This is a genomic window from Staphylococcus equorum, assembly GCF_029024965.1.
Taxonomy (GTDB): Bacteria; Bacillota; Bacilli; order Staphylococcales; family Staphylococcaceae; genus Staphylococcus; species Staphylococcus equorum.
On sequence record NZ_CP118982.1, the window covers coordinates 1,381,805 to 1,407,810 of the forward strand.

Consider the following 26,006-nt stretch of genomic DNA (forward strand, 5'->3'; position numbering starts at 1 on the left):
TCAATTATTGGTATTTTATATATATAAATCATTATGTAAATTGAAATGATTATAATTATTAGTAGGGGAGTGAGGCTTCCGTGGAAGAACGATTAAATCGCGTGAAGCAACAATTACAACAATCATCTTATAAATTAACTCCGCAGCGCGAAGCAACTTTAAGAGTTTTAATTGAAAATGAGAAAGATCATTTAAGCGCTGAAGACGTTTATTTAAAAGTTAAAGATAAAGCACCTGAAATAGGACTTGCGACTGTCTATCGGACGCTAGAATTATTAGCAGAATTAAAAGTTGTGGATAAAATTAATTTTGGTGATGGTGTTGCCCGTTTTGATTTACGTAAAGAAGGCGCTAAACATTTCCACCATCATCTTGTTTGTATGGAATGCGGTAAAGTAGAGGAAATCGAAGAAGATTTATTGCCTCAAGTGGAAGAAAAAGTAGAGCAAGATTTTAACTTTAGAATTTCAGACCATCGCTTAACATTCCATGGTGTATGCTCAGATTGTCAAGCTCTAGGCAAATAAGCTCAACATCATACACTATTTAATAAATAGAGGTGGTACCATTGGATACTATAATTGAGGAATATTTGAGATTTATCCAACTAGAAAAAGGGTTGAGTTCGAATACAATTGGCGCATATAGAAGAGATTTAAAAAAATATGCCACATTTTTAGAAGAACAAAAAATAGGACATATAGATTTTGTAGATAGACAATTAATTAACCAATGTCTTGGTTATTTACACGACGAGGGTGCTTCAGCAAAATCATTGGCACGTTTCATATCTACAGTACGAAGTTTTCATCAATTCGCATTACGAGAGAAATATGCTGCAAAAGATCCAACTGTATTAATTGAAACACCAAAATATGATAGGAAATTACCGGATGTCTTAGAAATAGATGAAGTACTTGCTTTGCTAGAGACTCCGAACTTATCAAAAATTAACGGTTATAGAGATCGTACAATGTTAGAATTATTATATGCTACAGGCATGCGCGTTTCTGAACTTATACACATAGAACTTGAAGATATCAATTTAATCATGGGCTTCGTCAAAGTATTTGGTAAAGGGAACAAAGAACGCATTATCCCATTAGGTGATGCAGTTATAGAATATTTAAATACATATTTAGATACAACGCGCCCTCAATTATTGAAGCGTACTGTGACAAATGTATTGTTTTTAAATATGCATGGTAAACCTTTATCAAGACAAGCTATTTGGAAAATGATTAAACAAAATGGTGTGAAAGCGAATATCAATAAAACGTTGACACCACATACATTAAGACATTCGTTTGCTACACATTTACTTGAAAATGGTGCTGATTTACGTGCTGTACAAGAAATGTTAGGTCATTCTGATATTTCGACAACACAACTTTACACACATGTTTCAAAATCACAAATCCGCAAAATGTATAATGAATTTCATCCACGTGCATAAACACAAACCAGTTTATTCGTTGAATAGCTAGCTTGTGTTTTTTTGTTTGCGCCATCATTTTAATAGGACTTGTTTTATTCATTTGACTTAAATTTATTCTTTGTTTGCATGGCGTATATCAAGTGCCTGTTGTCGCGCTTTGTCAACTTCTGAACGATCTCTTTCTAAATGATGATTTACAATATAACTATCTTCTATCACATGTGGCATTTTGACAAAATTAGGGTATTTTTTTAAAATATCCTGTTCCATTTCTTTGGTTATTGGTAATTGAATAGGCACAAATTGCTTAGCATTAGCCACAGACTGAATTAATTCTAAAATAATTTTTATATATTCATCTGTATAGATACCTAAATCAATGGATTGTTCACTTTGTTCTATAACACTTAATGCTTTTTTAAAAGAACGTAACGCGCCAACATTGTTATGTCTACGATAATGATAGCAACCGGTTGCTAACAAAATCAAACTTACAATCGCATCATCTTTACTGAATTGCGGATTCTCTTTCCAAGCTTCTTCTAAAATGTCGTGACACAAAAAATAATGTTGTTCCGTATGAAATTGATAATAAAAATCTTGCAATGCATTTTCCATAATTAAAACCGCTCCAAATTTAAATGTTTTCATTAAACATGCTATAATATTTTAGTGAAATACGCACATAACTTGCTATATGAGGTAGATACTATGTATGAAGTAAAACTAGATGCTTTTAATGGTCCCTTAGATTTATTATTGCATCTCATTCAAAAAATTGAAATTGATATTTATGATATTCCCATGAAAGAATTAACAGAACAATATATGCAATATATACATGCGATGAATCAATTAGAGATTAATGTCGCTAGTGAATATTTGGTTATGGCCTCTGAACTACTTATGATTAAAAGTAAAATGCTGTTGCCTCAAACAGAAGAATCCGACGAATTAGAAGAGGATCCACGTGAAGACCTAGTGGGACGATTAATTGAATATCAAAATTATAAAGAATATACTGAGATTCTAAACGAAAAAAAATCTGAGCGTGCTTTTTACTTTTCAAAGCATCCAACTGATTTAACACACCTAGAATCTAATGAAACTTGGGATTCAAATAACACAATTGATTTAACAGATTTAATCATCGCTTATCAAAAAGTTAAAAATCGCGTTGAATTCAATACACCAAAAACTGTAGATATCCGTAAAGAAACATTTACGATTCAACAAGCAACTTCTCAAGTTAATGCGCGTTTACAACAACATGATTCGTTTAATTTTTTTAGTTTGTTTAATTTTACAGAACCTGTTGAAATGGTAGTCACACATTTTCTAGCAATACTTGAAATGTCTAAATCAGGCATTGTAAATATAGAACAACTCAAAAATTTCGACGATATCAATATTATAAGAGGTGTAAACTATGGCATTGAACGATAAAGGTATACTAGAAGCATTACTTTATACAGCAGGTGACGAAGGTTTAGATGAAAAACAATTACTCGAAATTTTAGACATAGACCAAACACAATTGTCACAACTCGTTTCTGAATACATATCAGATGGCTTAGAAATTCAACATTTTGGTCAAACTTATGTACTTACAACAAAAAAGGATGCAGCAAATTATATTGAAAAATTAATAGAACAAAAATCAAAAATGAAATTATCTCAAGCAGCAATGGAATCATTGTCTATTATTGCCTACAATCAACCTTTATCACGAAGCGATATCGAGATGATTAGAGGTATAAATTCTGACGGTGCTGTTAAAACTTTAATCGCTCGAGGATTAATAGAAGCTAAAGACGAAGCGGATTCCAGAAGTCAACAACTCTATACTACAGAACTATTTTTAAACGTATTTGGCATTGAACATTTAGATGATTTACCAACAACTGATGAGGAAGATGAAGAAATAGAAGCTTTCTTCAGTAATTTAGTAAATCAAAAAGGAGAAAATAATGAATAAAGAGACAGAAAGATTACAAAAGCGTATTGCAAACAGTGGTCACACCTCACGTAGAAAAGCTGAAACATTAATCACAGAGGGCAAAGTGTTAGTTAATGGCTCAGTTGTAACAGAATTAGGTACGAAAATTAAACCTTCTGATACGATTGAAGTTGAGGGTATTAAATTGGAACAACAAGATAAACTATATATTTTATTTTATAAACCAGCACAAGTTATCACTAGTGTATCTGATGATAGAGGTAGAAAAGTGGTTACAGATTACTTTAAACAAATTAAAACAAGAATTTATCCAGTGGGTCGTTTAGACTATGATACATCAGGTTTACTTTTATTAACTAACGACGGCGAATTCACTAATTTAATGACACATCCGAGTTATAAAATTAAGAAAAAATATGTCGTTAAATTGAAAGGCTATTTAATGCGTGAAGAAGTTAAAGCTTTAGAACATGGTGTTGAACTGGAAGATGGTCATACACAACCAGCTACTGTAAAAGTAAAAAACCAAGACAAAGATAAAAATTCAACACTTGTTGAAATTACAATTACAGAAGGACGCAATAGACAAGTCCGTCGCATGTTTGAACACTTTGGTCACGAAGTTACAAAATTACAACGTATTGAAGTTGGACCACTTAATCTTAAAGGGCTTAATGCAGGTGAGGGCAGAGTCTTAACACCTCATGAAGTAAAAGTGATGCGTCAACTTGCAGAACACGGTAAATAATAGTTATTACGTTTAGCTTGATTCAAACTATGAGAAAGGTTTCACAATCTTTTCCTTCGTAATCACTTTTCCTGCTAAACGTATGATATAATGTGATTAAATTGAAAGTTAGCAGTGTGGGAGGTACATACGTATGTCAAATGAAATACTTATCGTAGATGATGAAGATCGAATCAGAAGATTATTAAAATTATACCTTGAAAGAGAATCTTTTGAGATATATGAAGCAAGTGATGGTAATGAAGCATATAAAATGGCGATGGAACATGATTATTCATGTATTTTATTAGACCTCATGCTTCCAGAGATGGATGGTATCACTGTAGCCTCACGTCTCAGAGAACACAAAGAAACACCAATTATTATGTTGACTGCTAAAGGTGAGGAAACAAATAGGGTAGAAGGATTCGAATCTGGTGCAGACGATTATATCGTGAAACCATTTTCTCCTCGTGAAGTGGTATTACGTGTCAAAGCGTTGTTAAGACGTACACAAGTAGCGCATACAGAACAAAGTGAACCACATGCACGTGATTTAATTGAATTTGACCACCTTGTCATTGATAACGATGCACACAGAGTATTAGCAGATAATAACCAAGTTAATTTAACACCAAAAGAATACGAACTGTTAATATTTCTAGCTAAAACACCTAACAAAGTCTTTGATCGTGAACAACTTCTAAAAGAAGTATGGCATTATGAATTCTACGGTGACTTGCGTACTGTAGATACTCACGTTAAACGTTTAAGAGAAAAGTTAAATCGAGTATCTGATGCGGCAGCTCAAATGATTCAAACTGTTTGGGGCGTCGGTTATAAATTCGAGGTTAAGTCCAATGATGAATCGGCTAAATAATGTAGTGATAAAACTGTGGTTAACTATTATTTTAATAGTAACGACAGTTTTAATTTTACTAAGTGCTGCACTCATAACATTTATTCAGTCCTATTTTACGCAAGAAACTGAAGATTCATTACTCAAAGATGCACAGCGTATCAGTCAATTGGTGGAAAGCGCTGATGACAAAGCTACAGCTATTGAATACAGTCGTAAATTGATAGAAAATCCAGATGGACTTATTATTATGAATGATAAGCATATGGTGAGCCAACATAAAGATAAAATTAAAGACAAGATGTTTAAAGAAATTAAAAACAATAAAGATTATAACCAAGTGTTTGATAAAGGAAAACAAATTTCGGAACATGTTACTGTTAAAATCAATGGGCAACAGCGAACTTATGTGTTAATTGGTTATCCTGCTAAAAACTTGACTGAACAAGATAATAATCAAAATAATAACTACAGTGGCGTATTTATATATCAAGATTTAAAAACTGTTGAAGAAACCAATAACGTAATTACAGTTATTATTTTAATTATAGCTATTATCTTCTTAGCTATTACAACCGTTTTTGCCTTTTTCTTATCATCTCGTATAACAAAACCGTTACGAAATTTACGGACACAGGCCTTGAAAGTTTCTAAAGGAGATTATGCGCAAGTCGTACCTGTCAATACACGTGATGAAATTGGTGAATTATCTCGTACGTTTAATACGATGAGTTCAGAAATTCAACAACATATAGATGCCTTATCATCTTCTAAAAATATTCGTGATAGCCTAATCAATTCTATGATTGAAGGTGTATTAGGATACAATGATAAAAAAGAAATTATAATTTCTAATAAGATGGCTCAAAATACACTTCAAATACTGGATGAACATGAACTGAAAAAGCTTGATAAACAAAATGAACGTACTTTCAAAAACAAGCAAACACAATTTGAAGAATATGAAATAAACACACGTTATTTAGTAATAATAACGAGTTATATTGATCAAATTCAGCCAGATGGTCGTAGTGGTATTGTCGCTATTATTCGTGATATGACAAACGAACATAACATAGATCAAATGAAAAAAGATTTTATTGCTAATGTTTCACATGAATTACGTACGCCTATTTCATTATTACAAGGGTATACTGAGTCTATTGTGGATGGAATCGTCACAGAGCCTGATGAGATACATGAATCACTTTCTATTGTACTAGATGAAACTAAACGCTTAAATCGACTCGTAAATGAGCTACTCAGTGTTGCACGTATGGATGCTGAGGGTCTATCAGTAGAAAAATCTGTTCAGCCTATTGATACATTACTAAATAAAATGCAACAAAAATACCATAGTCATGCAGAAAGTTTAGGTTTAAGCATCAATTTAAATCCAAATACGCACGAACAGTTGTGGTATTATGATTTAGATCGAATTGAACAAGTATTAACTAATTTGATAGACAATGCAACAAGGTATACCGAAACAGGAGATGCCATCACTATCAGTTATGGAGAGTCAGAAACAGAAAATATATTATATATTACTGACACGGGCTCTGGTATTGCGCCAGAACATCTACAACAAGTGTTCGAACGTTTTTATAAAGTTGATTCTTCACGTAAACGTGGTAAACAAGGTACAGGTCTAGGTTTATTTATATGTCGAATGATTGTAGATGAACATGGAGGCAGTATTGACGTTAAAAGTAAACTAGGTCAAGGAACAACCTTTATTATCAAATTACCAAAGTTAACTGATAATGAGATGTTATAGCACTTACTTGAGTGTTACTGTTTAAATTAAACAATAATATAAAGACCGACGAAATCATTATTGTTATTTCGTCGGTCTTTATTATCAATTATGCTTACAAACTTACTAAAGAGTGTATATTTCCTATAATTCAGTCGCTTTCACTCCTTTTTAACATATTTAGAGCAATAGTATTGTTTTTATCTGAGTAATAAGCTATGATATATTTATAAAAATTTAAGATATTCATCTTCGGGGTAGGGTGCAATTCCCAACCGGCAGTAATTAAAGCCTGCGACCCATTTATTTTCATTTAAATAAATGGCTGATCTAGTGAAAATCTAGAGCCGACAGTAAAGTCTGGATGGGAGAAGATGGAGGGTTGTTTGTTGTGCTATTAAATCCTCCTATTCGATAAAAGATGAATGGAAGGAGATAATTTAATATGCAACAACAAACAAAACGACTTATTACGATAAGTATGTTAAGTGCGGTTTCTTTTATATTGATGTTTATAAAATTTCCAATACCATTTTTACCGCCTTATTTAACTTTAGACTTTAGTGATGTACCCGCATTATTAGCTACATTCACACTCGGACCGCTCGCTGGTATTATTGTGGAATTTATAAAAAATTTATTGAACTTTTTATTCAATCTTGGAGATCCAGTTGGTCCAGTTGCTAACTTTTTAGCAGCATCCAGTTTTTTACTGACAGCTTATTATGTCACTAAAAACAAATATAACCTTAAATCACAAATTATAGGTTTTACTGTAGCAACTATTGTGATGACAATTATTTTAAGTATCTTAAATTACTTTGTGTTGTTACCTTTATATGGCATGATTATGAATTTATCTGATGTTGTTGAAAACGTTAAGATTGTTATTGTATCTGGCGTTATTCCATTCAACATTATTAAAGGCGCTATTATTTCTATAGTGTTCATTGTTTTATTTAAACGTTTAAAAAATGTATTACCAAAATAAATTTAAAAATATCTGGAGATTAATACTCAGATAAATAAAAACAGGGTGATTTCTATTGAAGTAATACAGAAATCACCCTGTTTTTATATTTTAAATTAACTATTAATAATTCAGAACCATCTTAGACATAAAAATTAGCATGTTCCACATAATGAGAACACGCTAACCTTAAACATAGCCATTAGTAATTATAGATAGTAATCACTGTTTTCAGGCAAATGCTTATTATATATAATTAAGTATAAACGGCAATACTTACTTTTATGGAACTAACCTTGCTTTTATTCAAACTTTAATGCATCTCCATCAAATGATTCTTCTTCAATTTTAATTGAATCAGTAGGACAACCATCTAACGCATCTTCCATATCCTCATATAATTCTTCCGGCACCTCTGCTGTACCTTTGTTGTCATCTAGTATCACATAGGCAATACCTTCATCATCATAGTCATATATATCAGGGGCAGCGGCACCACAAGCACCACATGCAATGCATGTATCCATATCAACAATTGTATATTTAGCCAATTTCTTCGCCTCCTTTGACAAAAATGCTACACTAATAGCACAATTATTATTGTAGTCACTGTACTAAGTTTTTTCAAATGTTTTCGTTTTATAAAATGAGGGAGTAAACATGTATAATATAATCCAATTTGCACAAACACATGCACACAATTACAAAACTGAAAAAAGTATATTTAATATTATCACAGGGAAAAAGTCACATCAAACTTTTTTTGATGCCTGTAGTCAACAACTCTTATCATTATATCACAGCATGCCTAACTTGAAATATCAGTCGTTCGAGCGATACCTCAATCAATTTAATGATCAACATAATAGCTATCAAAATATCGTTAATCATCCGAGACATACGTTTGATAGTTTAACCAATACATTTAAAGCCATACAATTGTTAACTCAGACCCTATCTAACACACAACATAAGGTCTATCAATTCGTACCTATTACTCAACATAGTACTGTACACCAACAAGTTAAATTTGTATATAAAGAAATTATAAGCAATCAATTACAAGAACAATTCGTTGCAGAACTTACAACATTATTCCAATCTATACTGAATAAAAATAATACAATATATATTCACTATTACCTACAAGGTTTTGAAGAAAGTATGTATACACGACAACAAATCAGTTTAATAGAAGACATACCACAAGAACACTTATTTGAATTAGAATTTACAGATTTGGTCACTTTAATGTACGAGATTGAGCACGAGTCTAACTATCCACTGTTAAACAAACTCATTGTGCTACCATCATTATTAAATAAAACAGAGCAAACTTACTTAGGTTTACAAAATGGATTAAACTTCGAACAACTGGCTGCACAACAAAATGTTAAACCTAATACGATAGATGATCATATTTTAGAACTATTTATAAAAGGCTACATATCGAATTATGAAGATTATTTAACACATTCAACTTATACTGATTTCATGACTTACTACATTTCACATCGTAGTGAGAGGCTACGCAATTATAAAGAAATATTTCCGGACCTCAGCTATTTTGAATTGAAATTGATTATCGTTGGAATTGAGAGAGGTGAAATCAATGTTGCAACATGAGCTGAAAAAGTGGTTCGGGTTTGAGGATTTTAAACCTGGTCAACAAGAGATTATAGAAAGTGTATTGAACAATGAAGATACATTAGGTATTTTACCTACAGGAAGTGGTAAAAGTCTTTGTTATCAATTACCAACCTACATACGTCAACAACCGACACTCATCATTTCACCCCTCATTTCTTTGATGGATGATCAAGTCATGCAACTCAAATTACACGGTGAACATCATGTTTGTTGTATTCATTCAGGTATGGATGAAAACGAGAGAAAAAGAAACATTGAAGCACTAACAAAAAGTCGTTTTATCTATTTAAGTCCAGAATTTATACTCCAACCACAAAATTTTAAACTCATTAAAAATTTGGATATCGGCATGGTCGTATTAGATGAAGCACATTGCTTATCTGAATGGGGATATGATTTCAGACCTCACTATGCACTTATAGGTAAAATTATCTCCCGTTTTCCGACAGCAACCGTGCTTGCGCTTACAGCAACTGCACCGAATTATTTAACTTATGATTTAAACAATATGTTAAAAAAGTCTTTTCATGTTATTAAAACGAGTATGAACAGAGACAATATTTCTTTAGCACATAAAAATTTCAAAGATGATGAAGCTAAATTAAAATGGTTACTACCAGCATTAGAAAATTCAGGACCTACAATTATTTACGTTTCTTCTAAAAAAGTGTGTCTAACTTTAGCAAAAGAAATATATAATTATGGTTTTTTAACAGGAATATATCATGGAGATTTATCTTATCAAGAACGGCACACAGTTCAGCATCAATTTTTAAATAATGAAATACCTATCATCGTGGCAACCAGTGCATTTGGTATGGGCATTAATAAAAAAGATATACGTTCTATTTTTCATTACCACCTATCGACAAGTCCATCAAACTATATGCAAGAAATTGGTCGCGCTGGTCGTGATGGGGCAGACAGTCAAGCAATTAGTTTATTTCAACCTGATGATAGTTTTTTACTAGAAACACTATTATTTACGGATATGATGACCACTAATGACATAGATGCTTTTGAAACAGGTGCCTTTGTAACTCCGGACAAATTTGAAATATTAGAAATTTTAAATAGCTATTACTCATTTGCTGAGTTACGTACGATATTCGACAGGACCTATCAGCGAAAACGCCAAGGTTATATACGTATGCTAGGATACAAAAACCTAGACCAATGCCGACGCACTTATATGATGGAATTCTTTGGTGAAACGTTAAGTAAAAGACCTGATCAATGCTGTGATAATGATTCTGATTTAAATGTAATTAATTTAATTAATAGAAAAAAAGTAAAAAGAAAAATGGATTTTAATGAAAAAATACAAAATTTGTTTAAATAATAGACAAATACTTTACTTCACTTTTTCAAACAAGCTATAATACTACATATATACTAGCTTAATAGTAATTTTTTGCATAAAAAGTTATACATATTTACTTATTTTTAGGGTATAACAGTATATACTTAAATTAAAACAAGGAAGGATGATGAATTTGTCTAACAACAATTTTAAAGATGATTTTGAAAAAAATCGTCAATCTATTGATCCAAAAGAACATCAAGACAATGCAAAGGATTCCGTTAACGGTTCAGTTGACAACGTAAAAGAGGAAGTTTCTGATAAGACAGACGAACAATTCCCTCCTAGAAACGCTCAAAGAAGACAGCGCAGACGTGACACAGCAACAAATCAGAATCCAAATAATCAGCCTGAACAAGATAAAGGTGAAGTTCAAGGCGATGATCAATCACTACAAGATAATAACGCATCAGAAGCAGATTATGATAATAATAACTCAACAAAAGATCCTTCGAAGAATAATGATTTAAACCCCGAATCTACGAACAATCAAAATAACAAAGGAAACCAAAATGATTCCAACGAAAACGTTGAATCACAAAAAGATAATGAATCTAATAAAAAAGGTGCTGCTGTAGCTGGTGGCGCTGCTGCAACTGGTGCAGGTGCTTATGCTGCTGGAAAGCACAATGATAATAAAGATTCAGCAGAAAATGACTTAAATGATAATGAACAAAATATCAACAACTCTGATAACGAACGAGCAGACAAATCAGATGATGCTTCGCATTCAGAAAATGATAACAATAGTTCTAAGAAAAAGGGTGCTGCTGTAGCTGGAGGTGCCGCTGCCGCAACCGGTGCAGGTGCTTATGCTGCTGGAAAGCATAGCGATAATAAAGATGAACATAACCAAGATAACAACCAAGATAATAACAATAAAGCAACCGAGCAGAATAAAAATGAACAAGATATAGAAGATCAAGATAAAAAAGATCAAGATAAAGAAGGCTCTAAGAAAAAAGGTGCTGCTGTAGCTGGAGGTGCCGCTGCAACTGGTGCAGGTGCTTATGCTGCTGGCAAGCACAAAGGCAACAAAGACAATAAAGATAATCACAGCGAAAACGAAGCACAAGATAAAGATGAAAAGAACAAAGAAAAAAATGGTTCTAAGAAAAAAGGCGCTGCTGTAGCTGGTGGCGCAGCTGCTGCCGGAACAGGTGCTGCCGCAGCGGCACATTCTAAAGCTGGCGGTGGCAATGGCAACGGCGGTAATGGTAATGGCGGCAATGGTAATAATGGTGATAACAATGACGACGATAATAAGAAAAAGAAAAAAGGCGGTTTATTAGGTAAATTATTACCAATATTGGCTGCGATATTAATATTAGCTGCAATTGCTATTTTCGGTGGCATGGCTTTAACTGGCGATGACGAAGGTGACAAAAATAGCGATGACAAAAAAGTAGCTGATAATAAAGATAGTAAGTCTGATTCTGAAAAAGATAAAGATGAAGATAAAAAATCAGAAGATGATAAAGCCAATAAAGATGAAGACAAAGATGACTCATCTTCAAACTCAGAAGACAGCAATAGTGGTTCAGATTCTGCCAATTCTGATAGCGAAAACGCTGACCAAGCAAACAGTGATGCTAATTCTGATTCAGCTAGCAACGGTTCACAAGATGCAACAAATAGTACGCAAGACAGTCAAGGTCAAAGCGACCAAAACAGTCAGAGCGGTCAAGATCAACAAAGTGATCAATCTAACGCTCAAAGCAATTCATCTTCAGATCAATCACAAGCAACTAACAACCAAGATAGCGAACAAGCAAATAGTAACTCTGGCCAACAATCACATGTAGTCAATGGTCAAAATCTATATAGAATTGCTATTCAATATTATGGTAGTGGTTCTCCAGAAAACGTTGAAAAAATCAGACAAGCCAATAATCTACAAGGAAATGAAATCCATAATGGACAACGCCTTGTTATTCCACAATAGTTCATCATGTTATAAGTAAAAACCTATTAAACGACCAAACTCTTTAAATTAGTGAGTTTGGTCGTTTTTGTATTTAGTTTTTAAGATTAATAAAGCGTCAATATAATTTGTGCAAGAATATTCGATTTCTATCATTTGGTTTTTTCTAAACTACTGGTATAATATATTGGTGGTATAAGGAGGACAAATAAACTATGCAAACAGTTGAAAGTATAATTATTGGTGGCGGTCCTTGCGGATTAAGTGCTGCTATTGAACAAAAGAAAAAAGGTATTGATACTTTAGTTATTGAAAAAGGAAATGTTGTAGATGCAATCTATAATTATCCAACGCATCAAACTTTCTTTTCATCAAGTGATAAATTAAGTATTGGGGATATTCCATTTATTGTTGAAGAAAGCAAACCACACAGAAATCAAGCTTTAGTATATTACAGAGCAGTGGTTAAGCATCATCAATTGCGAGTTAACGCTTTCGAAGAGGTCCTCACAGTGAAAAAAATTAATAACCGTTTTACGATTACAACAACTAAAGATGTCTATCAATGTAGATTCCTTACTGTAGCAACTGGCTATTATGGTCATCATAATCATCTTGAAGTAGATGGAGCTGAGCTTCCAAAAGTAATGCATTATTTTAAAGAAGCACATCCTTACTTTGACCAAAATGTTGTAATTGTCGGAGGTAAAAACTCAGCTGTAGATGCTGCTCTAGAGTTAGAAAAGGCTGGAGCAAACGTAACAGTTATTTATCGCGGAGAAGATTATCCAAAAGCAATTAAACCTTGGATTCTACCGAATTTTGAATCTTTAGTACGTCATGAAAAAATTAACATGGCATTTAATTCAAATGTTACTAAAATAACAGAAGATAGTGTGTTTTATGAGCAAGGAAATCAAACAATTGAAATTCCTAATGATTATGTCTTTGCTATGATTGGTTATCATCCAGACTATGATTTCCTACAATCAATTGGTATAGATATCAATAGTAATGAGTTTGGTACTGCACCAGTTTATAATAGAGAAACTTATGAAACAAATGTCGAAAATTGCTATATCGCTGGTGTCATTGCGGCAGGCAATGATGCAAATACAATATTTATAGAAAACGGCAAATACCACGGCGGTATTATCACTCAAAGTATTTTATCTAAAAAACAAACACCACTTGAATCATAATAATATAACAAACTAGAGCGTAAGACAGAAATTAAATTTTTCTAATGACATTTTTGTCTCATGCCCAGCTCTGCAAAATCAATTAAAAAATGATGGTTCCTACGTTTAATAAAGTAGAAACCATCATTTCTTTTTTTAAATCATTATAACTGTGATTCGAAATATTTTTTTAACTGCTTAGCGTTTAATTGGTTACTTAAACCTACTAAAAGTTTAAGTCTTGCTTTCGGTCCATTTAATCCATTTGAAAAAACAACGCCTTTTTCAGCTAAGGTAGCACCGCCACCTTCATAGGCATAAATTGGGCCAACAATACCATTAAATGAGCGTGAGACAAGCACAACTGGTATCTCTTTATCTAAACACTTTTCTAGGCCTTCCAAACAAGTAGGTGGAAGGTTGCCTTGTCCTAGACCTTCGATAATAATACCATCAACTTGATGCTCACTATAAAAGTTTAATACATCATTATTCATACCCATATAAGCCTTTACTAAAGGAATGTTTAAATCATGGTTAATATCATTTAAAACTAAATGTTCGTATGGTTTATGGTGGAATTGAACACTATTTTTTGTCACTACGCCCAATGGTCCATGATTAGGACTCTGGAATGTATTCGTATTGGAGGTATGCGTTTTAGTCACATTTCGTGCAGTATGAATTTCATCGTTAAATACAACCATAACACCCATATCTGCTGCATTATCACTTGAAGCCACTCTAATAGCTGAGATAAAATTATATAAACCATCTGAGCCAATTTCATTTGAAGAACGCATAGCACCCGTAATTGTTATCGGTTTTGAAACATTTATAGTAAGATCTAATAAGTATGCCGTTTCTTCTAACGTATCTGTACCATGTGTAATAACAAACCCATCATAATTTTCATCCCTATTAGCATCTTCAATAATAAGCTTTAATGTTTCTACATACTTTATATTCATATGTGGGGATGGAACGTTAAATGGCGTAATTTCTGTTACATCAGCATATTGTTTAATAATGTCTTGATGGTTGGATATTGGATTGTCTGAATTTGTTACTACTTTATTAGTTTCATCTTGTGACATGCTAATCGTCCCACCAGTATGTATGAGAAGAAGTTTTTTCATATGGGCATTCCTCCTATTTATAACTTACATATTTATGATAAAATATTATACATAAAACAACAAGGAAGGTTTACTAAAATGAAATTAATTAATATCGCACTTGATGGACCTGCTGCAGCAGGGAAAAGTACAATAGCTAAACGCGTTGCTGCACAATTATCTATGATTTATGTAGATACTGGCGCAATGTATCGAGCTATAACTTATAAATATTTACAACAAAACAAGACTGAAGACTTCTCGCAATTGATAGATTCATCTGAATTATCATTAACATATGATGAAGAAAAAGGTCAGAGAGTCATTTTAGATAACTATGATGTTACTGATTTTTTAAGAGAAAATAATGTAACAAACAATGTTTCCTTTGTAGCATCTAAAGAAGCTGTGCGTACTTTTGCAGTTAAGAAGCAACAAGAATTAGCAGCTCAAAAGGGCATTGTTATGGATGGTAGAGATATCGGAACAGTTGTATTGCCAGATGCAGATTTAAAAATTTATATGATTGCCTCTGTTGAAGAACGTGCAATGCGTAGACAAAAAGATAATGAACAAAGAGGCATCGACTCTAATGTAGAACAACTAAAGCAAGAAATTGCGGATCGAGATAATTATGACATGACACGTGAAATTTCACCTTTGAAAAAAGCGGATGATGCAATTACGGTAGATACAACTGGTAAAAGTATTGAAAAAGTAACTGAAGAAATTTTATCATTAGTTACTGAAATTAAATAAAATAATAGTTTTTTTATAAATACAGCGTATTATAGTGCCGTTTCTTTTTAAATTGTGTAAAAAGGTTATATAATAACTAATGTAGGGTATATAAATAAGGTACATTTTTATATCAATTAGATCTGCATATATATAAATAAATGTAATTTTTAGGTAAAAATTTCAAAGCTTTAGTTAGCTATAAACCCTGATTTTACAACTTTTTAACAAATAGAATTTGAATTCCTATAATAAAGGGGAATTTCTTGACAATTCTGTCAGTTTATAAGATGTTATAATTATGTAGTGTAATAAGGAGGCAGACAAGATGACTGAAGAATTCAACGAATCAATGATCAAAGAGATTAAAGAAGGGGATACGGTTACTGGTGAGATTCAAGAAATTGATGAAAAACAAGTAATTGTAAACATTAACGGTGCTAAATTTAATGGTATTATCCCTATTAGTCAACTTTCTACGCATCATATAGACAACCCAGGTGATGCTGTCAAAGTTGGTGATGAAATTGGTGCATATGTTACAAAAGTAGAGTATGACGAAGAAAATGAGACAGGTGCTTATATTCTTTCTAAACGTCAACTTGAAACAGAAAAATCATATGAATTTTTACAAGAACAATTAGACAACAATAAAACGATTGAAGCTAAAGTCACTGAAGTAGTAAAAGGTGGTTTAGTAGTCGATGTTGGTCAAAGAGGGTTTGTTCCAGCTTCATTAATTTCAACAGACTTCATTGAAGATTTCTCTGATTTCGAAGGACAAGTTCTTAAACTAAAAGTGGAAGAACTAGATCCTGCTAATAATCGTGTCATTCTTAGTCGTAAAGCTGTAGAGGCATTAGAAAATGCAGAGAAAAAAGACGATTTATTAAATTCACTTAATGAAGGCGATGTTATCGAAGGTAAAGTTGCACGCTTAACTAACTTTGGCGCTTTTGTAGATATCGGCGGCGTAGACGGACTTGTTCACGTTTCTGAATTATCTCATGAACACGTTAAATCTCCAGAAGACGTAGTATCTATTGGAGATACAGTTAACGTAAAAGTAAAATCAGTTGATAGAGATTCAGAGCGCATTTCATTATCAATTAAAGATACTTTACCAAGTCCATTTGAATCAATAAAAGGTGAGTTTAACGAAGGTGATGTCATCGAAGGAACTGTTGTTAGACTAACTAACTTCGGTGCCTTTGTTGAAATTAAACCAGGCGTTCAAGGTTTAGTACACATTTCTGAAATAAGACATACTCACATTGGTTCACCAAGCGAAGTATTAGAGCCTGGAGAAGTCGTAGGTGTCAAAGTACTAGGTGTCGACGTAGAAAAAGAACGTATTTCGTTATCTATTAAAGCAACATTAGAAGCGGAAAATGTAGTTGAAAGTGATAGTGCCACTACGAAATCATACTTGGAAAGTGGTTCTGACGATGATGACAACCCTACTTTAGGTGATGTTTTCGGAGATAAATTAAAAGACTTCAAGTTTTAACGTATAAATTTAACACCAATTTTAAATCTTGTCCTAACATCTATTTAGGACAAGATTTATTTTTATGTAATCTCTAAAAACAGTTTTTTTAAAGCTAACCTAATAATATTAGTACAGATTAAATATTTCTTTTGATTTGCTTTCCCCTTATGATAGAATTATAGAGATTAAAAAAGAGAGGAAGTTAGTTATGACTAAACCTATAGTAGCAATTGTAGGCAGGCCCAATGTAGGCAAATCTACAATTTTCAATAGAGTCGTAGGTGAGCGTGTATCTATCGTAGAAGATACACCCGGTGTGACTCGAGACAGAATTTATTCATCAGGCGAATGGTTAACACATGATTTTAACGTCATCGACACAGGTGGTATTGAAATTGGTGACGCACCATTCCAAACACAAATAAGAGCACAAGCAGAAGTTGCAATTGATGAATCTGATGTCATTATTTTTATGGTTAACGTACGTGAAGGTTTAACACAAAGTGATCAAGTTGTTGCTCAAATGTTGTATAAATCAAAAAAACCTGTTGTTTTAGCAGTTAATAAAGTAGATAATCCAGAAATGAGAAATGAAATCTATGATTTCTATGCGCTTGGCTTTGGCGACCCTTATCCAATTTCTGGTTCGCATGGTTTAGGTCTAGGTGATCTTTTAGATGAAGTTGTCAAACACTTTAAAGAAGAAGAACCTGATCCATATGATGACGATACGATTCGCTTATCTATTATCGGACGTCCAAATGTTGGTAAATCTAGCTTAGTCAATGCAATACTAGGTGAAGAACGTGTTATCGTTTCGAACGTAGCAGGAACAACACGTGATGCAGTCGATACTCAATATACTTATGACGACCAAGACTATGTCTTAATTGATACAGCGGGTATGCGTAAAAAAGGTAAAGTATATGAAAATACGGAAAAATATTCTGTATTACGTGCCCTAAAAGCCATCGAACGCTCAAACGTTATTTTAGTTGTTATTGATGCTGATCAAGGCATTATAGAACAAGATAAACGCGTGGCCGGATATGCTCATGAAGAAGGTAAAGCTATTGTAATCGTAGTAAATAAATGGGATACAGTTGATAAAGAAACGAATACTATGAAAAAATTCAAAGATGAGGTTCGTAAAGAATTCCAATTCTTAGATTACGCTGAAGTTGCATTTGTTTCTGCAAAAGAAAGTCAAAGACTTAAAACGTTATTCCCTTATATTACACAAGCCAGCGAAAACCATAAAAAACGCGTGAAGAGTTCAACTTTAAATGAAGTAATCACTGACGCTATTTCTATGAACCCAACTCCGACTGATAAAGGTCGTAGATTGAACGTTTTCTATACTACGCAGGTAGCAATTGAACCACCAACCTTTATCGTTTTTGTAAATGATGTAGAATTAATGCACTTTTCTTATAAACGTTATTTGGAAAATCAAATCAGAGCAGCATTCGGTTTTGAAGGTACACCTGTGCATATTATACCTAGAAAGAGAAATTAATTATCGGAGGAGATATTCATGTCTAAAGTAACAGTCTTTGGTACAGGAAGTTTCGGTACAGCTTTAGCAAATGTTTTAGCTGAAAATGGACACCAAGTATTGATGTGGGGTAAAAATGAACAAACAATCAATGAAATTAATAAACAACACATCAATAGTAAATATTTAAAAACAGCTAAGATTAATGATTCAATCAAAGCAACATTAGATATTAAAGCTGCTATAAATTTTTCTGAAGTTTTTTTAATGGCATTGCCTACAAAAGCTATTAGAACAGTAGCAAGCGAAATTGATTCACTTTTATCAACTCCAAAAACATTTATACATGTAGCAAAAGGAATAGAAAATGATACTTATAAACGTGTCTCTGAAATGCTAGAAGATTCTATTTCAGCAGAACATAATGCAGGTATCGGTGTATTATCAGGCCCAAGTCATGCAGAAGAAGTTGTCATTAAACAACCAACGACAGTTGCTGCATCTTCTAAGTCACCTGAAGTAAGTAAATTAACACAAGACTTATTCATGAATGATTATTTACGTGTTTACACAAATGATGATCTTGTAGGCGTTGAATTAGGTGGCGCCTTAAAAAATATCATCGCTGTAGCAAGCGGTGTGATTTCAGGTATGGGCTTTGGTGATAATGCTAAAGCAGCACTCATGACAAGAGGTTTAGCTGAAATTAGCCGTTTAGGTGAAAAACTAGGTGCTGATCCTATTACTTTCTTAGGTTTAGGGGGCATTGGTGACTTAATCGTTACATGTACATCTACGCATTCTAGAAACTACACTTTAGGATTTAAATTGGGTGAAGGAAAATCATTAGACACAGCGTTAGATGAGATGGATATGGTTGTCGAAGGTGTGTACACCACAAAATCAGTTTATCATTTAGCAAAAGCGCAAGATGTTGACATGCCAATAACGAATGCACTTTACAGTGTATTATTTGAAAACAGACCTGTAGATGAGAGTGTTAAAGATCTTATGGGCCGTGGAAAAAAATCAGAATAATGAAGCATTATTACACTTTTTAACAAATATATAGCAATTTGTTGTTAAAATCCTATTATTTCAACGTTTTCTGCGCATAAATCATTGCAGTTGCAGTATTCGTTGTGTTAAAGTCATACCATAATGATATTAAGTATCATTATAAACCCTAGGGGAGGTGAATTCATAATGAACAAGACAGATTTAATTAATGCTGTTGCAGAGCAAGCTGATTTAACTAAAAAAGAGGCTGGTTTAGCTGTAGATGCAGTATTCGAATCAATTCAATCATCACTTTCTAAAGGTGAAAAAGTACAATTAATTGGATTCGGTAACTTCGAAGTACGCGAACGTGCTGCTCGTAAAGGCCGTAACCCACAAACAGGTAAAGAAATTGATATCCCTGCAAGCAAAGTTCCAGCATTCAAAGCTGGTAAAGCATTAAAAGACGCAGTTAAATAATTCTTTACTAAAACTAAAGCCCTTTTATAAGGGGCTTTTTCTTTTTTTATACACTTTTAATTTAAGAACGTTAAACAATTTGCATTTATTTATACTTAATATGATATCATCGATATAACGTTGAAATAAATTAAATATTATAATTGTCACAGCGCTTAATATAAATTAAATTATACATACATAAGTCAAAATATTAATCGCTTCATCACTCTAAAAATGTATTTATACAAATACTTCATACATAAATATTTACCACTATAACTATCGTTGATTTTATTTTTCTCTATATAATGTTAATATGTATATGGATAATAACGTGAGGTGTGAACATGGAAACGACATTAAGCATATTAGAAAAACAAATTGTATATAGACTTAAAGGTATACATTATTATGAATCTATAGCTATTGATGAAAACTTAGCGCAAATTCTCGATTCATATGATATTCCTGAAGAAGCTAGATTGGCTTGCCTCACAATAGATACTGCGATGCGTCATTTAGACGAAGTTTCTACAACGTTATCGTCTAAAAAGTCTATTTTAATTGGTGACTTATTGAGCGCACATTTTTATACATTATTAGCAAAGTTAAACGCTCCAACTTATCAAAAAGAAATAAGTGCAGCAATCGTTGAAGTGAACGAAATGAAGTCGTCAATACATCACGGTGCACTTACTAAAGAGAACATCAGTCAATATATATTAAAAGTTGAAAACCTATTTCCACGTATTACAATTCAACATTTTGCTCCTGATGCCAATCTTGAATCACTCAATGATAAATTATTAGCGAACTTAGCTAAAAAACATCCTTCTTATTTAAGTAAATTTTCTAAAGATGAATTAATTACATTTTTAGGTGAAATAAAGACTGAAATACATTCAAAAAAGAGGTAATTAACTATGGCAGATAATAAAGCAAAAAAAGAACAAGTACATGACGTTTTTCAAAATATTTCTGGCAAATACGATCGCCTAAATAATATTATTAGCTTTGAGCAACATAAGACTTGGAGAAAACGGGTTATGAAAGAAATGAACGTTAAACCTGGTAGTAAAGCTTTAGACGTATGTTGTGGTACTGCTGATTGGTCTATCTCACTCAGTAAGGCTGTAGGCCCCACAGGCGAAGTCATTGGTGTAGATTTCAGTGAAAACATGCTCGAAGTCGGCAAAGGTAAAACACAAGATATGCATAATATACAACTTGTACATGGCGATGCAATGAATCTACCATTTGAAGACAATGAATTTGATTATGTAACCATTGGATTTGGTTTACGTAATGTACCTGACTATTTAGCTACACTTAAAGAATTATACAGAGTGCTTAAACCAGGCGGTATGGTTGTCTGTTTAGAAACTAGCCAACCTACAACACCAGTATTCAAACAAGGTTATAAACTCTATTTTAAATTTATAATGCCTATTTTCGGTAAAATTTTTGCAAAATCCAAAGATGAGTATGAATGGTTACAACAATCTACTTTTGATTTTCCAGATAAAGAAAAGTTAAAACGTCTGTTTACTCAAGCAGGTTTCAGTAATATAAAAATACGTAGCTTTACAGGTGGCGTTGCAGCGATGCACCTTGGCTATAAATAAAAATGAATCAACCAAAGGTGATTAACGTGTCAAAGTTAAACATGAATAGTGAAATAAAGAAAATCGAAAAGCGATTAGAACAATCTCTTATAAGCAATGATAAAGTACTAGAAGATGCTTCTTATCATTTGTTTTCTTCAGGTGGTAAACGCGTTAGACCTGCCTTTGTAATTTTAAGTAGCCAGTTTGGTAAAGAAATGAATGAGGATGTTTATCGTGTAGCTGTTGCGCTTGAATTAATTCATATGGCAACTTTAGTTCACGATGATGTCGTAGATAAGAGTGATAAACGTCGAGGAAGCTTGACTATAGCTAAAAAGTGGGATCAAAATACTGCTATTCTTGCCGGTAACTTTTTACTTGCATCAGCGCTTGAACATATTTCTAGCATTGAAGATAACCGTATTCATTCGGTGATTTCAAATGCCATCGTTGAAGTATGTATGGGGGAGCTATTTCAATTTCAAGATCAATTTAATGGTTATCAAACAATCACGAGTTATTTGCGCAGAATTAATCGCAAAACAGCATTACTGATACAATTATCTACAGAAGTAGGTGCGATTGCTTCTGGTGCTGATTTGAAAACAGTTCATAATTTAAAAATGATTGGTCATTATATTGGCATGAGTTTTCAAATTGTTGATGATATCCTCGATTTTACAAGTACAGAAAAAAAATTAGGGAAACCAGTTGGTAGTGATTTAATGAATGGTCATATCACTTTACCTGTATTATTAGAAATGAGAAAGCACCCAGAGTTTAAAGCACAAATACAACAACTTACTCCAGATACAGATCAAGAGACGTTTGACTATTGTATCCAGCGCATTCAATCATCTGATGTTATACAAGAATCACAAGTAATCAGTGATAAATATTTAGAAAAAGCATTAAACCTACTTGATCAATTGGAAAGCGAAGCTGCTAAACCTTTATTTAAGAAATTAATTAAAAAAGTGGGGAAAAGAAATTTATAATTACATGAAAAGCATTGAAAGCGCTTTAATTACCTGTTAATATATTAATGTATCTCAAAACATAATATTTTATTGATACATAGTCATGTACATTATTACTGTACAATTGATACATAACAAACAGGGGGATTCACACATTATGGAAAGAACATTTCTAATGATCAAACCAGACGCGGTACAACGCAATTTGGTAGGAGAAATCATTTCTCGTATTGAACGTAAAGGACTAAAGCTTGTAGGCGGTAAATTTATGACTGTACCACAGTCACTTGCAGAAGAACATTATGCAGAACACACAGATAAACCGTTCTATAACAAATTGATTGACTTCATCACTTCTGCACCAGTTTTCGCTATGGTAGTTGAAGGTGAAGATGCAGTAAATATTTCGCGTCATATTATTGGTAAAACTAATCCATCTGAAGCTACACCAGGCACTATTAGAGGAGACTTAGGTTTAACTGTAGGTAGAAACATTATTCATGGTTCAGACTCGGTAGAATCAGCTAAAAAAGAAATTAACCTTTGGTTTAAAGTTGAAGAATTAAGTGATTATACTGGATCACGTGAAGCATGGTTATACGAATAACGTTAACTTCAATAAATCATAGGCTTTATGAAATGAATTATTATAATAAAAAAGCTAACTGAAAAATTCAGTTAGCTTTTTTATTTTATGTTTAACATTTATTTATACACTATACTTAGTATAGTGTATAAAATGTTGTAGATGGAGAGTAAGAAATCAAATTGAACCTTTGCTTTCTTTTCCTCCTATTAAATAGATAATATTGGAAAATGTTAATATTTCTATATAAAATCTAAAGTTATTACTATAAAAAATATTCAAATGTTACACTTAAAACATGGAAGTTTTCATAAGATTCAATATTTGTAAATTTTTCTGTTAATTTGAACAATTGAATGTGATAAGATATAGAGAATATTATAATTTAAAGTACTAAAGGAACGGAGTGGGAAAAGTATGAGATATTTAACTTCTGGTGAATCACATGGACCACAGTTAACTGTAATTATTGAAGGTGTACCAGCAAATCTAGAAATCAACGTAGCAGATATTAATGAAGAAATGTTTAAACGACAAGGTGGATACGGCAGAGGTCGTCGTATGCAAATTGAAAAGGATGCAGTTGAAATTGTTTCAGGAGTGCGTAATGGCTATACTTTAGGTAGTCCAATCACATTGATTGTTACAAATGATGACTTTACACATTGGAAGAAAATCATGGGTGCTGATCCAATAAGTGAAGAAGATCAAGACAATATGAAACGTGTAATTACTAAACCACGCCCTGGCCACGCTGATTTAATTGGTGGTATGAAATACAATCATAGAGATTTAAGAAACGTGTTAGAGCGTTCTTCAGCAAGAGAAACTGCTGCACGTGTTGCAGTAGGTGCAGTTTCTAAAATTTTATTAAAACAATTAGATATTAACTTTTATAGTAGAGTGGTTGAAATTGGTGGCATCAAAGATGATATCGAATATGACCTTGAAACGATTAAAGCTAATATTGATAAAAATGATGTTCGTGTTGTAAATGATGAGATAGCTCAAGAAATTCGTGATAAAATTGACTCAGCTAAAAAAGCAGGCGATACAATAGGCGGTGTAGTTCAAACAATTGTCGAAGGCTTACCAGTAGGTATTGGCAGTTATGTACATTACGATCGTAAACTTGATGGTAGAATTGCCCAAGGCGTTGTAAGTATTAATGCATTTAAAGGGGTAAGCTTTGGTGAAGGATTCAAAGCAGCTGAAAAACCAGGCAGTGAAATTCAAGATGAAATCTTGTATGATACTACAAATGGTTACTACAGAGGTTCAAATCATTTAGGTGGATTCGAAGGTGGTATGTCTAATGGTATGCCTATCGTGGTTAATGGTGTAATGAAACCAATCCCAACACTTTACAAACCACTAAACTCCGTTGATATTAATACAAAAGAATCATTTAAAGCTTCTATTGAGCGTTCTGACAGCTGTGCTGTACCCGCAGCAAGTGTTGTAGTTGAGAATGTTGTAGCATTTGAAATTGCAAAAGCATTACTTGAAGAATTTCAAAGTAATCATATAGAACAGTTAAAATCACAAATAGATGAGCGTCGTTTATTAAATATAGAATACTAAGTAGCAATTTAAAATTTATGAAGTAACTAGGTGAGCATATGAAATTAGAAACTACTTATACATCCAATAACTATCCAATTATTGTAGAACACCATGCATTAGATCAATTACATCAATATATAAATGATTATAAAGATGTTGTGTTGGTAGTTGATGAAACGGTAAATAATAATTGGAATGAAAAGATAGATTTTATCAGTTCTGAATATGGCGCACATAAACTTATCATTCCTTCTGGTGAAACGACAAAATCGTTAGCCTTTTATGAAGAAACGATTGAAGTATTACTCAGTAAACAATTAACACGTGATACTTGTTTAATCGCAGTTGGCGGTGGTGCTACTGGCGATTTTACAGGATTCCTTGCTGCAACCTTATTAAGAGGTGTAGATTTTATTCAAGTACCAACGACTATTCTTGCACATGATTCAAGTGTAGGAGGCAAGGTAGGTATTAATTCTAAACATGGTAAGAATTTAATAGGCGCCTTTTATAGACCTAATGCCGTTATTTATGATTTGAACTTTCTAACAACTTTACCCTATGGAGAAATTTTAAGTGGGTATGCAGAAGTTTATAAACATGCCTTATTGAGTGACATGGAAGCTGTACAAAATATTGAAACACAATACTCTGATCAGCCAGCACTCGCTTCGTTAAATGAAATTGAATATTATTTATTTAAAGGAATCCAAACGAAATTAAATATTATCGTCAAAGATGAAAAGGAATCCAATGTCCGTAAATTTTTAAATTTAGGTCACACATTTGGACATGCAGTTGAATACAACTTTAAAATTCCTCATGGCCATGCAGTGATGATAGGCATTATTTATCAATTTATTGTTGCTAATAAAGTCTTAAATAGAGATTTTGATATATCTCATTATTTTAATTATTTAGTCTCATTAAATTACCCATTAGATATCATTAATGAATTTGAGTTTGAAACCTTATATCAACTCATGTTAAAAGATAAGAAAAATGATCAACAAGGGATTCAAATGGTATTATTGGATGGCATTGGCAATCCTGTGGTAAAACACATAGATAAGCCAACACTTCTACATGCATTCACAGATTTCCTAACATATTTTAAAAAGTAGGTGGA

26 protein-coding genes and 1 riboswitch are annotated in these 26,006 nt (G+C 32.7%); of the genes, 23 read left to right on the forward strand and 3 right to left on the reverse strand.

Annotated features, from left to right (window positions below; translation table 11 throughout):
- The first annotated feature begins 80 nt into the window (after positions 1–80).
- Together fur and xerD are read left to right on the forward strand one after the other, a co-directional pair.
- The gene (gene fur, locus PYW44_RS06755; protein ID WP_002507547.1) at positions 81–527 is read left to right on the forward strand and encodes a ferric iron uptake transcriptional regulator; all 447 of its coding nucleotides are present in this window, start codon (positions 81–83) and stop codon (positions 525–527) included.
- A 41-nt stretch (positions 528–568) separates the two neighbouring features.
- Positions 569–1,456, forward strand: coding sequence for a site-specific tyrosine recombinase XerD (gene xerD, locus PYW44_RS06760; protein WP_002507548.1), 888 nt, complete (start codon positions 569–571; stop codon positions 1,454–1,456).
- Between the two features lie 93 nt (positions 1,457–1,549).
- Here the strand turns inward: xerD and PYW44_RS06765 are convergent, their stop codons facing one another.
- Positions 1,550–2,056, reverse strand: a complete 507-nt coding sequence (locus PYW44_RS06765; protein WP_021339223.1) for a DUF309 domain-containing protein — start codon at positions 2,054–2,056, stop codon at positions 1,550–1,552.
- Between the two features lie 93 nt (positions 2,057–2,149).
- Between PYW44_RS06765 and PYW44_RS06770 the strand changes: the two genes are divergently transcribed.
- The 6 genes from PYW44_RS06770 (at position 2,150) to PYW44_RS06795 (ending at position 7,734) form a co-directional block, all read left to right on the forward strand.
- Entirely contained in the window at positions 2,150–2,884 is a 735-nt protein-coding gene (locus PYW44_RS06770; RefSeq protein WP_002507550.1) for a segregation and condensation protein A, read from the forward strand.
- Complete coding sequence (gene scpB, locus PYW44_RS06775) at positions 2,874–3,416, forward strand: SMC-Scp complex subunit ScpB (protein ID WP_031265982.1); 543 nt, start codon at positions 2,874–2,876, stop codon at positions 3,414–3,416. The genes PYW44_RS06770 and scpB overlap by 11 nt, the downstream gene beginning before the upstream one ends.
- The gene (locus PYW44_RS06780) at positions 3,409–4,146 is read left to right on the forward strand and encodes a pseudouridine synthase (protein ID WP_115075994.1); all 738 of its coding nucleotides are present in this window, start codon (positions 3,409–3,411) and stop codon (positions 4,144–4,146) included. The genes scpB and PYW44_RS06780 overlap by 8 nt, the downstream gene beginning before the upstream one ends.
- 133 nt (positions 4,147–4,279) lie before the next feature.
- Positions 4,280–5,005 (forward strand): response regulator, encoded by a 726-nt coding sequence (locus PYW44_RS06785; protein WP_021339222.1) that lies wholly within the window; start codon positions 4,280–4,282, stop codon positions 5,003–5,005.
- Positions 4,989–6,764 (forward strand): ATP-binding protein, encoded by a 1,776-nt coding sequence (locus PYW44_RS06790; RefSeq protein ID WP_037539570.1) that lies wholly within the window; start codon positions 4,989–4,991, stop codon positions 6,762–6,764. Before PYW44_RS06785 ends, PYW44_RS06790 begins: the two co-directional genes overlap by 17 nt.
- A 223-nt stretch (positions 6,765–6,987) precedes the next feature.
- Positions 6,988–7,123, forward strand: a riboswitch (FMN riboswitch).
- Between the two features lie 65 nt (positions 7,124–7,188).
- The gene (locus PYW44_RS06795; RefSeq protein WP_002507555.1) at positions 7,189–7,734 is read left to right on the forward strand and encodes an ECF transporter S component; all 546 of its coding nucleotides are present in this window, start codon (positions 7,189–7,191) and stop codon (positions 7,732–7,734) included.
- 281 nt (positions 7,735–8,015) lie between these two features.
- Here the strand turns inward: PYW44_RS06795 and PYW44_RS06800 are convergent, their stop codons facing one another.
- Positions 8,016–8,264 carry a ferredoxin gene (locus PYW44_RS06800; protein ID WP_002507556.1) on the reverse strand — a complete coding sequence of 83 codons (249 nt, stop codon included), beginning with the start codon at positions 8,262–8,264 and terminating at the stop codon, positions 8,016–8,018.
- A 109-nt stretch (positions 8,265–8,373) separates the two neighbouring features.
- Between PYW44_RS06800 and PYW44_RS06805 the strand changes: the two genes are divergently transcribed.
- The 4 genes from PYW44_RS06805 (at position 8,374) to ypdA (ending at position 13,852) form a co-directional block, all read left to right on the forward strand.
- Entirely contained in the window at positions 8,374–9,339 is a 966-nt protein-coding gene (locus PYW44_RS06805; protein WP_021339221.1) for a helix-turn-helix domain-containing protein, read from the forward strand.
- Positions 9,326–10,705, forward strand: a complete 1,380-nt coding sequence (locus tag PYW44_RS06810) for a RecQ family ATP-dependent DNA helicase (RefSeq protein ID WP_002507558.1) — start codon at positions 9,326–9,328, stop codon at positions 10,703–10,705. Before PYW44_RS06805 ends, PYW44_RS06810 begins: the two co-directional genes overlap by 14 nt.
- A 148-nt stretch (positions 10,706–10,853) precedes the next feature.
- A complete protein-coding gene (gene ebpS, locus PYW44_RS06815) occupies positions 10,854–12,671 on the forward strand; it encodes an elastin-binding protein EbpS (RefSeq protein ID WP_021339220.1) in 1,818 nt (605 codons plus the stop codon).
- A gap of 194 nt (positions 12,672–12,865) precedes the next feature.
- Complete coding sequence (gene ypdA, locus PYW44_RS06820; protein ID WP_002507560.1) at positions 12,866–13,852, forward strand: bacillithiol disulfide reductase YpdA; 987 nt, start codon at positions 12,866–12,868, stop codon at positions 13,850–13,852.
- Between the two features lie 143 nt (positions 13,853–13,995).
- Here ypdA and PYW44_RS06825 read toward each other — a convergent pair whose 3' ends face one another.
- Positions 13,996–14,970, reverse strand: coding sequence for an asparaginase (locus tag PYW44_RS06825; RefSeq protein ID WP_021339219.1), 975 nt, complete (start codon positions 14,968–14,970; stop codon positions 13,996–13,998).
- Positions 14,971–15,048: 78 nt separating this feature from the next.
- On the opposite strand from PYW44_RS06825, the gene cmk reads away from it, so the two are divergent.
- The 11 genes from cmk to aroB all read left to right on the forward strand — a co-directional run bounded on the left by cmk (position 15,049) and on the right by aroB (position 26,001).
- A complete protein-coding gene (gene cmk / locus PYW44_RS06830) occupies positions 15,049–15,708 on the forward strand; it encodes a (d)CMP kinase (RefSeq protein ID WP_031265979.1) in 660 nt (219 codons plus the stop codon).
- A 307-nt stretch (positions 15,709–16,015) separates the two neighbouring features.
- Complete coding sequence (gene rpsA / locus PYW44_RS06835; protein ID WP_002512432.1) at positions 16,016–17,197, forward strand: 30S ribosomal protein S1; 1,182 nt, start codon at positions 16,016–16,018, stop codon at positions 17,195–17,197.
- Positions 17,198–17,387: 190 nt separating this feature from the next.
- Positions 17,388–18,698 (forward strand): ribosome biogenesis GTPase Der, encoded by a 1,311-nt coding sequence (der, locus tag PYW44_RS06840; RefSeq protein ID WP_021339217.1) that lies wholly within the window; start codon positions 17,388–17,390, stop codon positions 18,696–18,698.
- 18 nt (positions 18,699–18,716) lie between these two features.
- Positions 18,717–19,715 carry an NAD(P)H-dependent glycerol-3-phosphate dehydrogenase gene (locus tag PYW44_RS06845; RefSeq protein ID WP_021339216.1) on the forward strand — a complete coding sequence of 333 codons (999 nt, stop codon included), beginning with the start codon at positions 18,717–18,719 and terminating at the stop codon, positions 19,713–19,715.
- Positions 19,716–19,883: 168 nt separating this feature from the next.
- Positions 19,884–20,156, forward strand: coding sequence for an HU family DNA-binding protein (locus PYW44_RS06850; RefSeq protein ID WP_002483248.1), 273 nt, complete (start codon positions 19,884–19,886; stop codon positions 20,154–20,156).
- A 329-nt stretch (positions 20,157–20,485) separates the two neighbouring features.
- The gene (locus tag PYW44_RS06855; RefSeq protein WP_021339215.1) at positions 20,486–21,055 is read left to right on the forward strand and encodes a hypothetical protein; all 570 of its coding nucleotides are present in this window, start codon (positions 20,486–20,488) and stop codon (positions 21,053–21,055) included.
- A gap of 6 nt (positions 21,056–21,061) precedes the next feature.
- Complete coding sequence (locus tag PYW44_RS06860) at positions 21,062–21,763, forward strand: demethylmenaquinone methyltransferase (RefSeq protein ID WP_002507567.1); 702 nt, start codon at positions 21,062–21,064, stop codon at positions 21,761–21,763.
- Positions 21,764–21,789: 26 nt separating this feature from the next.
- Positions 21,790–22,743 carry a polyprenyl synthetase family protein gene (locus PYW44_RS06865; protein WP_169926928.1) on the forward strand — a complete coding sequence of 318 codons (954 nt, stop codon included), beginning with the start codon at positions 21,790–21,792 and terminating at the stop codon, positions 22,741–22,743.
- 139 nt (positions 22,744–22,882) lie between these two features.
- Positions 22,883–23,332, forward strand: a complete 450-nt coding sequence (gene ndk / locus PYW44_RS06870; RefSeq protein WP_021339213.1) for a nucleoside-diphosphate kinase — start codon at positions 22,883–22,885, stop codon at positions 23,330–23,332.
- A gap of 396 nt (positions 23,333–23,728) precedes the next feature.
- Positions 23,729–24,895 carry a chorismate synthase gene (gene aroC, locus PYW44_RS06875; RefSeq protein WP_021339212.1) on the forward strand — a complete coding sequence of 389 codons (1,167 nt, stop codon included), beginning with the start codon at positions 23,729–23,731 and terminating at the stop codon, positions 24,893–24,895.
- A gap of 38 nt (positions 24,896–24,933) precedes the next feature.
- A complete protein-coding gene (gene aroB / locus PYW44_RS06880; protein WP_002507571.1) occupies positions 24,934–26,001 on the forward strand; it encodes a 3-dehydroquinate synthase in 1,068 nt (355 codons plus the stop codon).
- Positions 26,002–26,006: the final 5 nt, after the last annotated feature.

Excerpts from the sequence above, each read along its gene's own strand:
- PYW44_RS06765 (WP_021339223.1), bottom strand. The coding sequence starts at position 2,056 with ATGGAAAATGCATTGCAAGATTTTTATTATCAATTTCATACGGAACAA.
- PYW44_RS06770 (WP_002507550.1), top strand. The coding sequence starts at position 2,150 with ATGTATGAAGTAAAACTAGATGCTTTTAATGGTCCCTTAGATTTATTA.
- PYW44_RS06780 (WP_115075994.1), top strand. The coding sequence starts at position 3,409 with ATGAATAAAGAGACAGAAAGATTACAAAAGCGTATTGCAAACAGTGGT.
- PYW44_RS06785 (WP_021339222.1), top strand. The coding sequence starts at position 4,280 with ATGTCAAATGAAATACTTATCGTAGATGATGAAGATCGAATCAGAAGA.
- PYW44_RS06790 (WP_037539570.1), top strand. The coding sequence starts at position 4,989 with ATGAATCGGCTAAATAATGTAGTGATAAAACTGTGGTTAACTATTATT.
- PYW44_RS06795 (WP_002507555.1), top strand. The coding sequence starts at position 7,189 with ATGCAACAACAAACAAAACGACTTATTACGATAAGTATGTTAAGTGCG.
- PYW44_RS06805 (WP_021339221.1), top strand. The coding sequence starts at position 8,374 with ATGTATAATATAATCCAATTTGCACAAACACATGCACACAATTACAAA.
- PYW44_RS06810 (WP_002507558.1), top strand. The coding sequence starts at position 9,326 with ATGTTGCAACATGAGCTGAAAAAGTGGTTCGGGTTTGAGGATTTTAAA.
- ebpS (WP_021339220.1), top strand. The coding sequence starts at position 10,854 with ATGAATTTGTCTAACAACAATTTTAAAGATGATTTTGAAAAAAATCGT.
- ypdA (WP_002507560.1), top strand. The coding sequence starts at position 12,866 with ATGCAAACAGTTGAAAGTATAATTATTGGTGGCGGTCCTTGCGGATTA.
- PYW44_RS06825 (WP_021339219.1), bottom strand. The coding sequence starts at position 14,970 with ATGAAAAAACTTCTTCTCATACATACTGGTGGGACGATTAGCATGTCA.
- cmk (WP_031265979.1), top strand. The coding sequence starts at position 15,049 with ATGAAATTAATTAATATCGCACTTGATGGACCTGCTGCAGCAGGGAAA.
- rpsA (WP_002512432.1), top strand. The coding sequence starts at position 16,016 with ATGACTGAAGAATTCAACGAATCAATGATCAAAGAGATTAAAGAAGGG.
- der (WP_021339217.1), top strand. The coding sequence starts at position 17,388 with ATGACTAAACCTATAGTAGCAATTGTAGGCAGGCCCAATGTAGGCAAA.
- PYW44_RS06845 (WP_021339216.1), top strand. The coding sequence starts at position 18,717 with ATGTCTAAAGTAACAGTCTTTGGTACAGGAAGTTTCGGTACAGCTTTA.
- PYW44_RS06850 (WP_002483248.1), top strand. The coding sequence starts at position 19,884 with ATGAACAAGACAGATTTAATTAATGCTGTTGCAGAGCAAGCTGATTTA.
- PYW44_RS06855 (WP_021339215.1), top strand. The coding sequence starts at position 20,486 with ATGGAAACGACATTAAGCATATTAGAAAAACAAATTGTATATAGACTT.
- PYW44_RS06860 (WP_002507567.1), top strand. The coding sequence starts at position 21,062 with ATGGCAGATAATAAAGCAAAAAAAGAACAAGTACATGACGTTTTTCAA.
- ndk (WP_021339213.1), top strand. The coding sequence starts at position 22,883 with ATGGAAAGAACATTTCTAATGATCAAACCAGACGCGGTACAACGCAAT.
- aroC (WP_021339212.1), top strand. The coding sequence starts at position 23,729 with ATGAGATATTTAACTTCTGGTGAATCACATGGACCACAGTTAACTGTA.
- aroB (WP_002507571.1), top strand. The coding sequence starts at position 24,934 with ATGAAATTAGAAACTACTTATACATCCAATAACTATCCAATTATTGTA.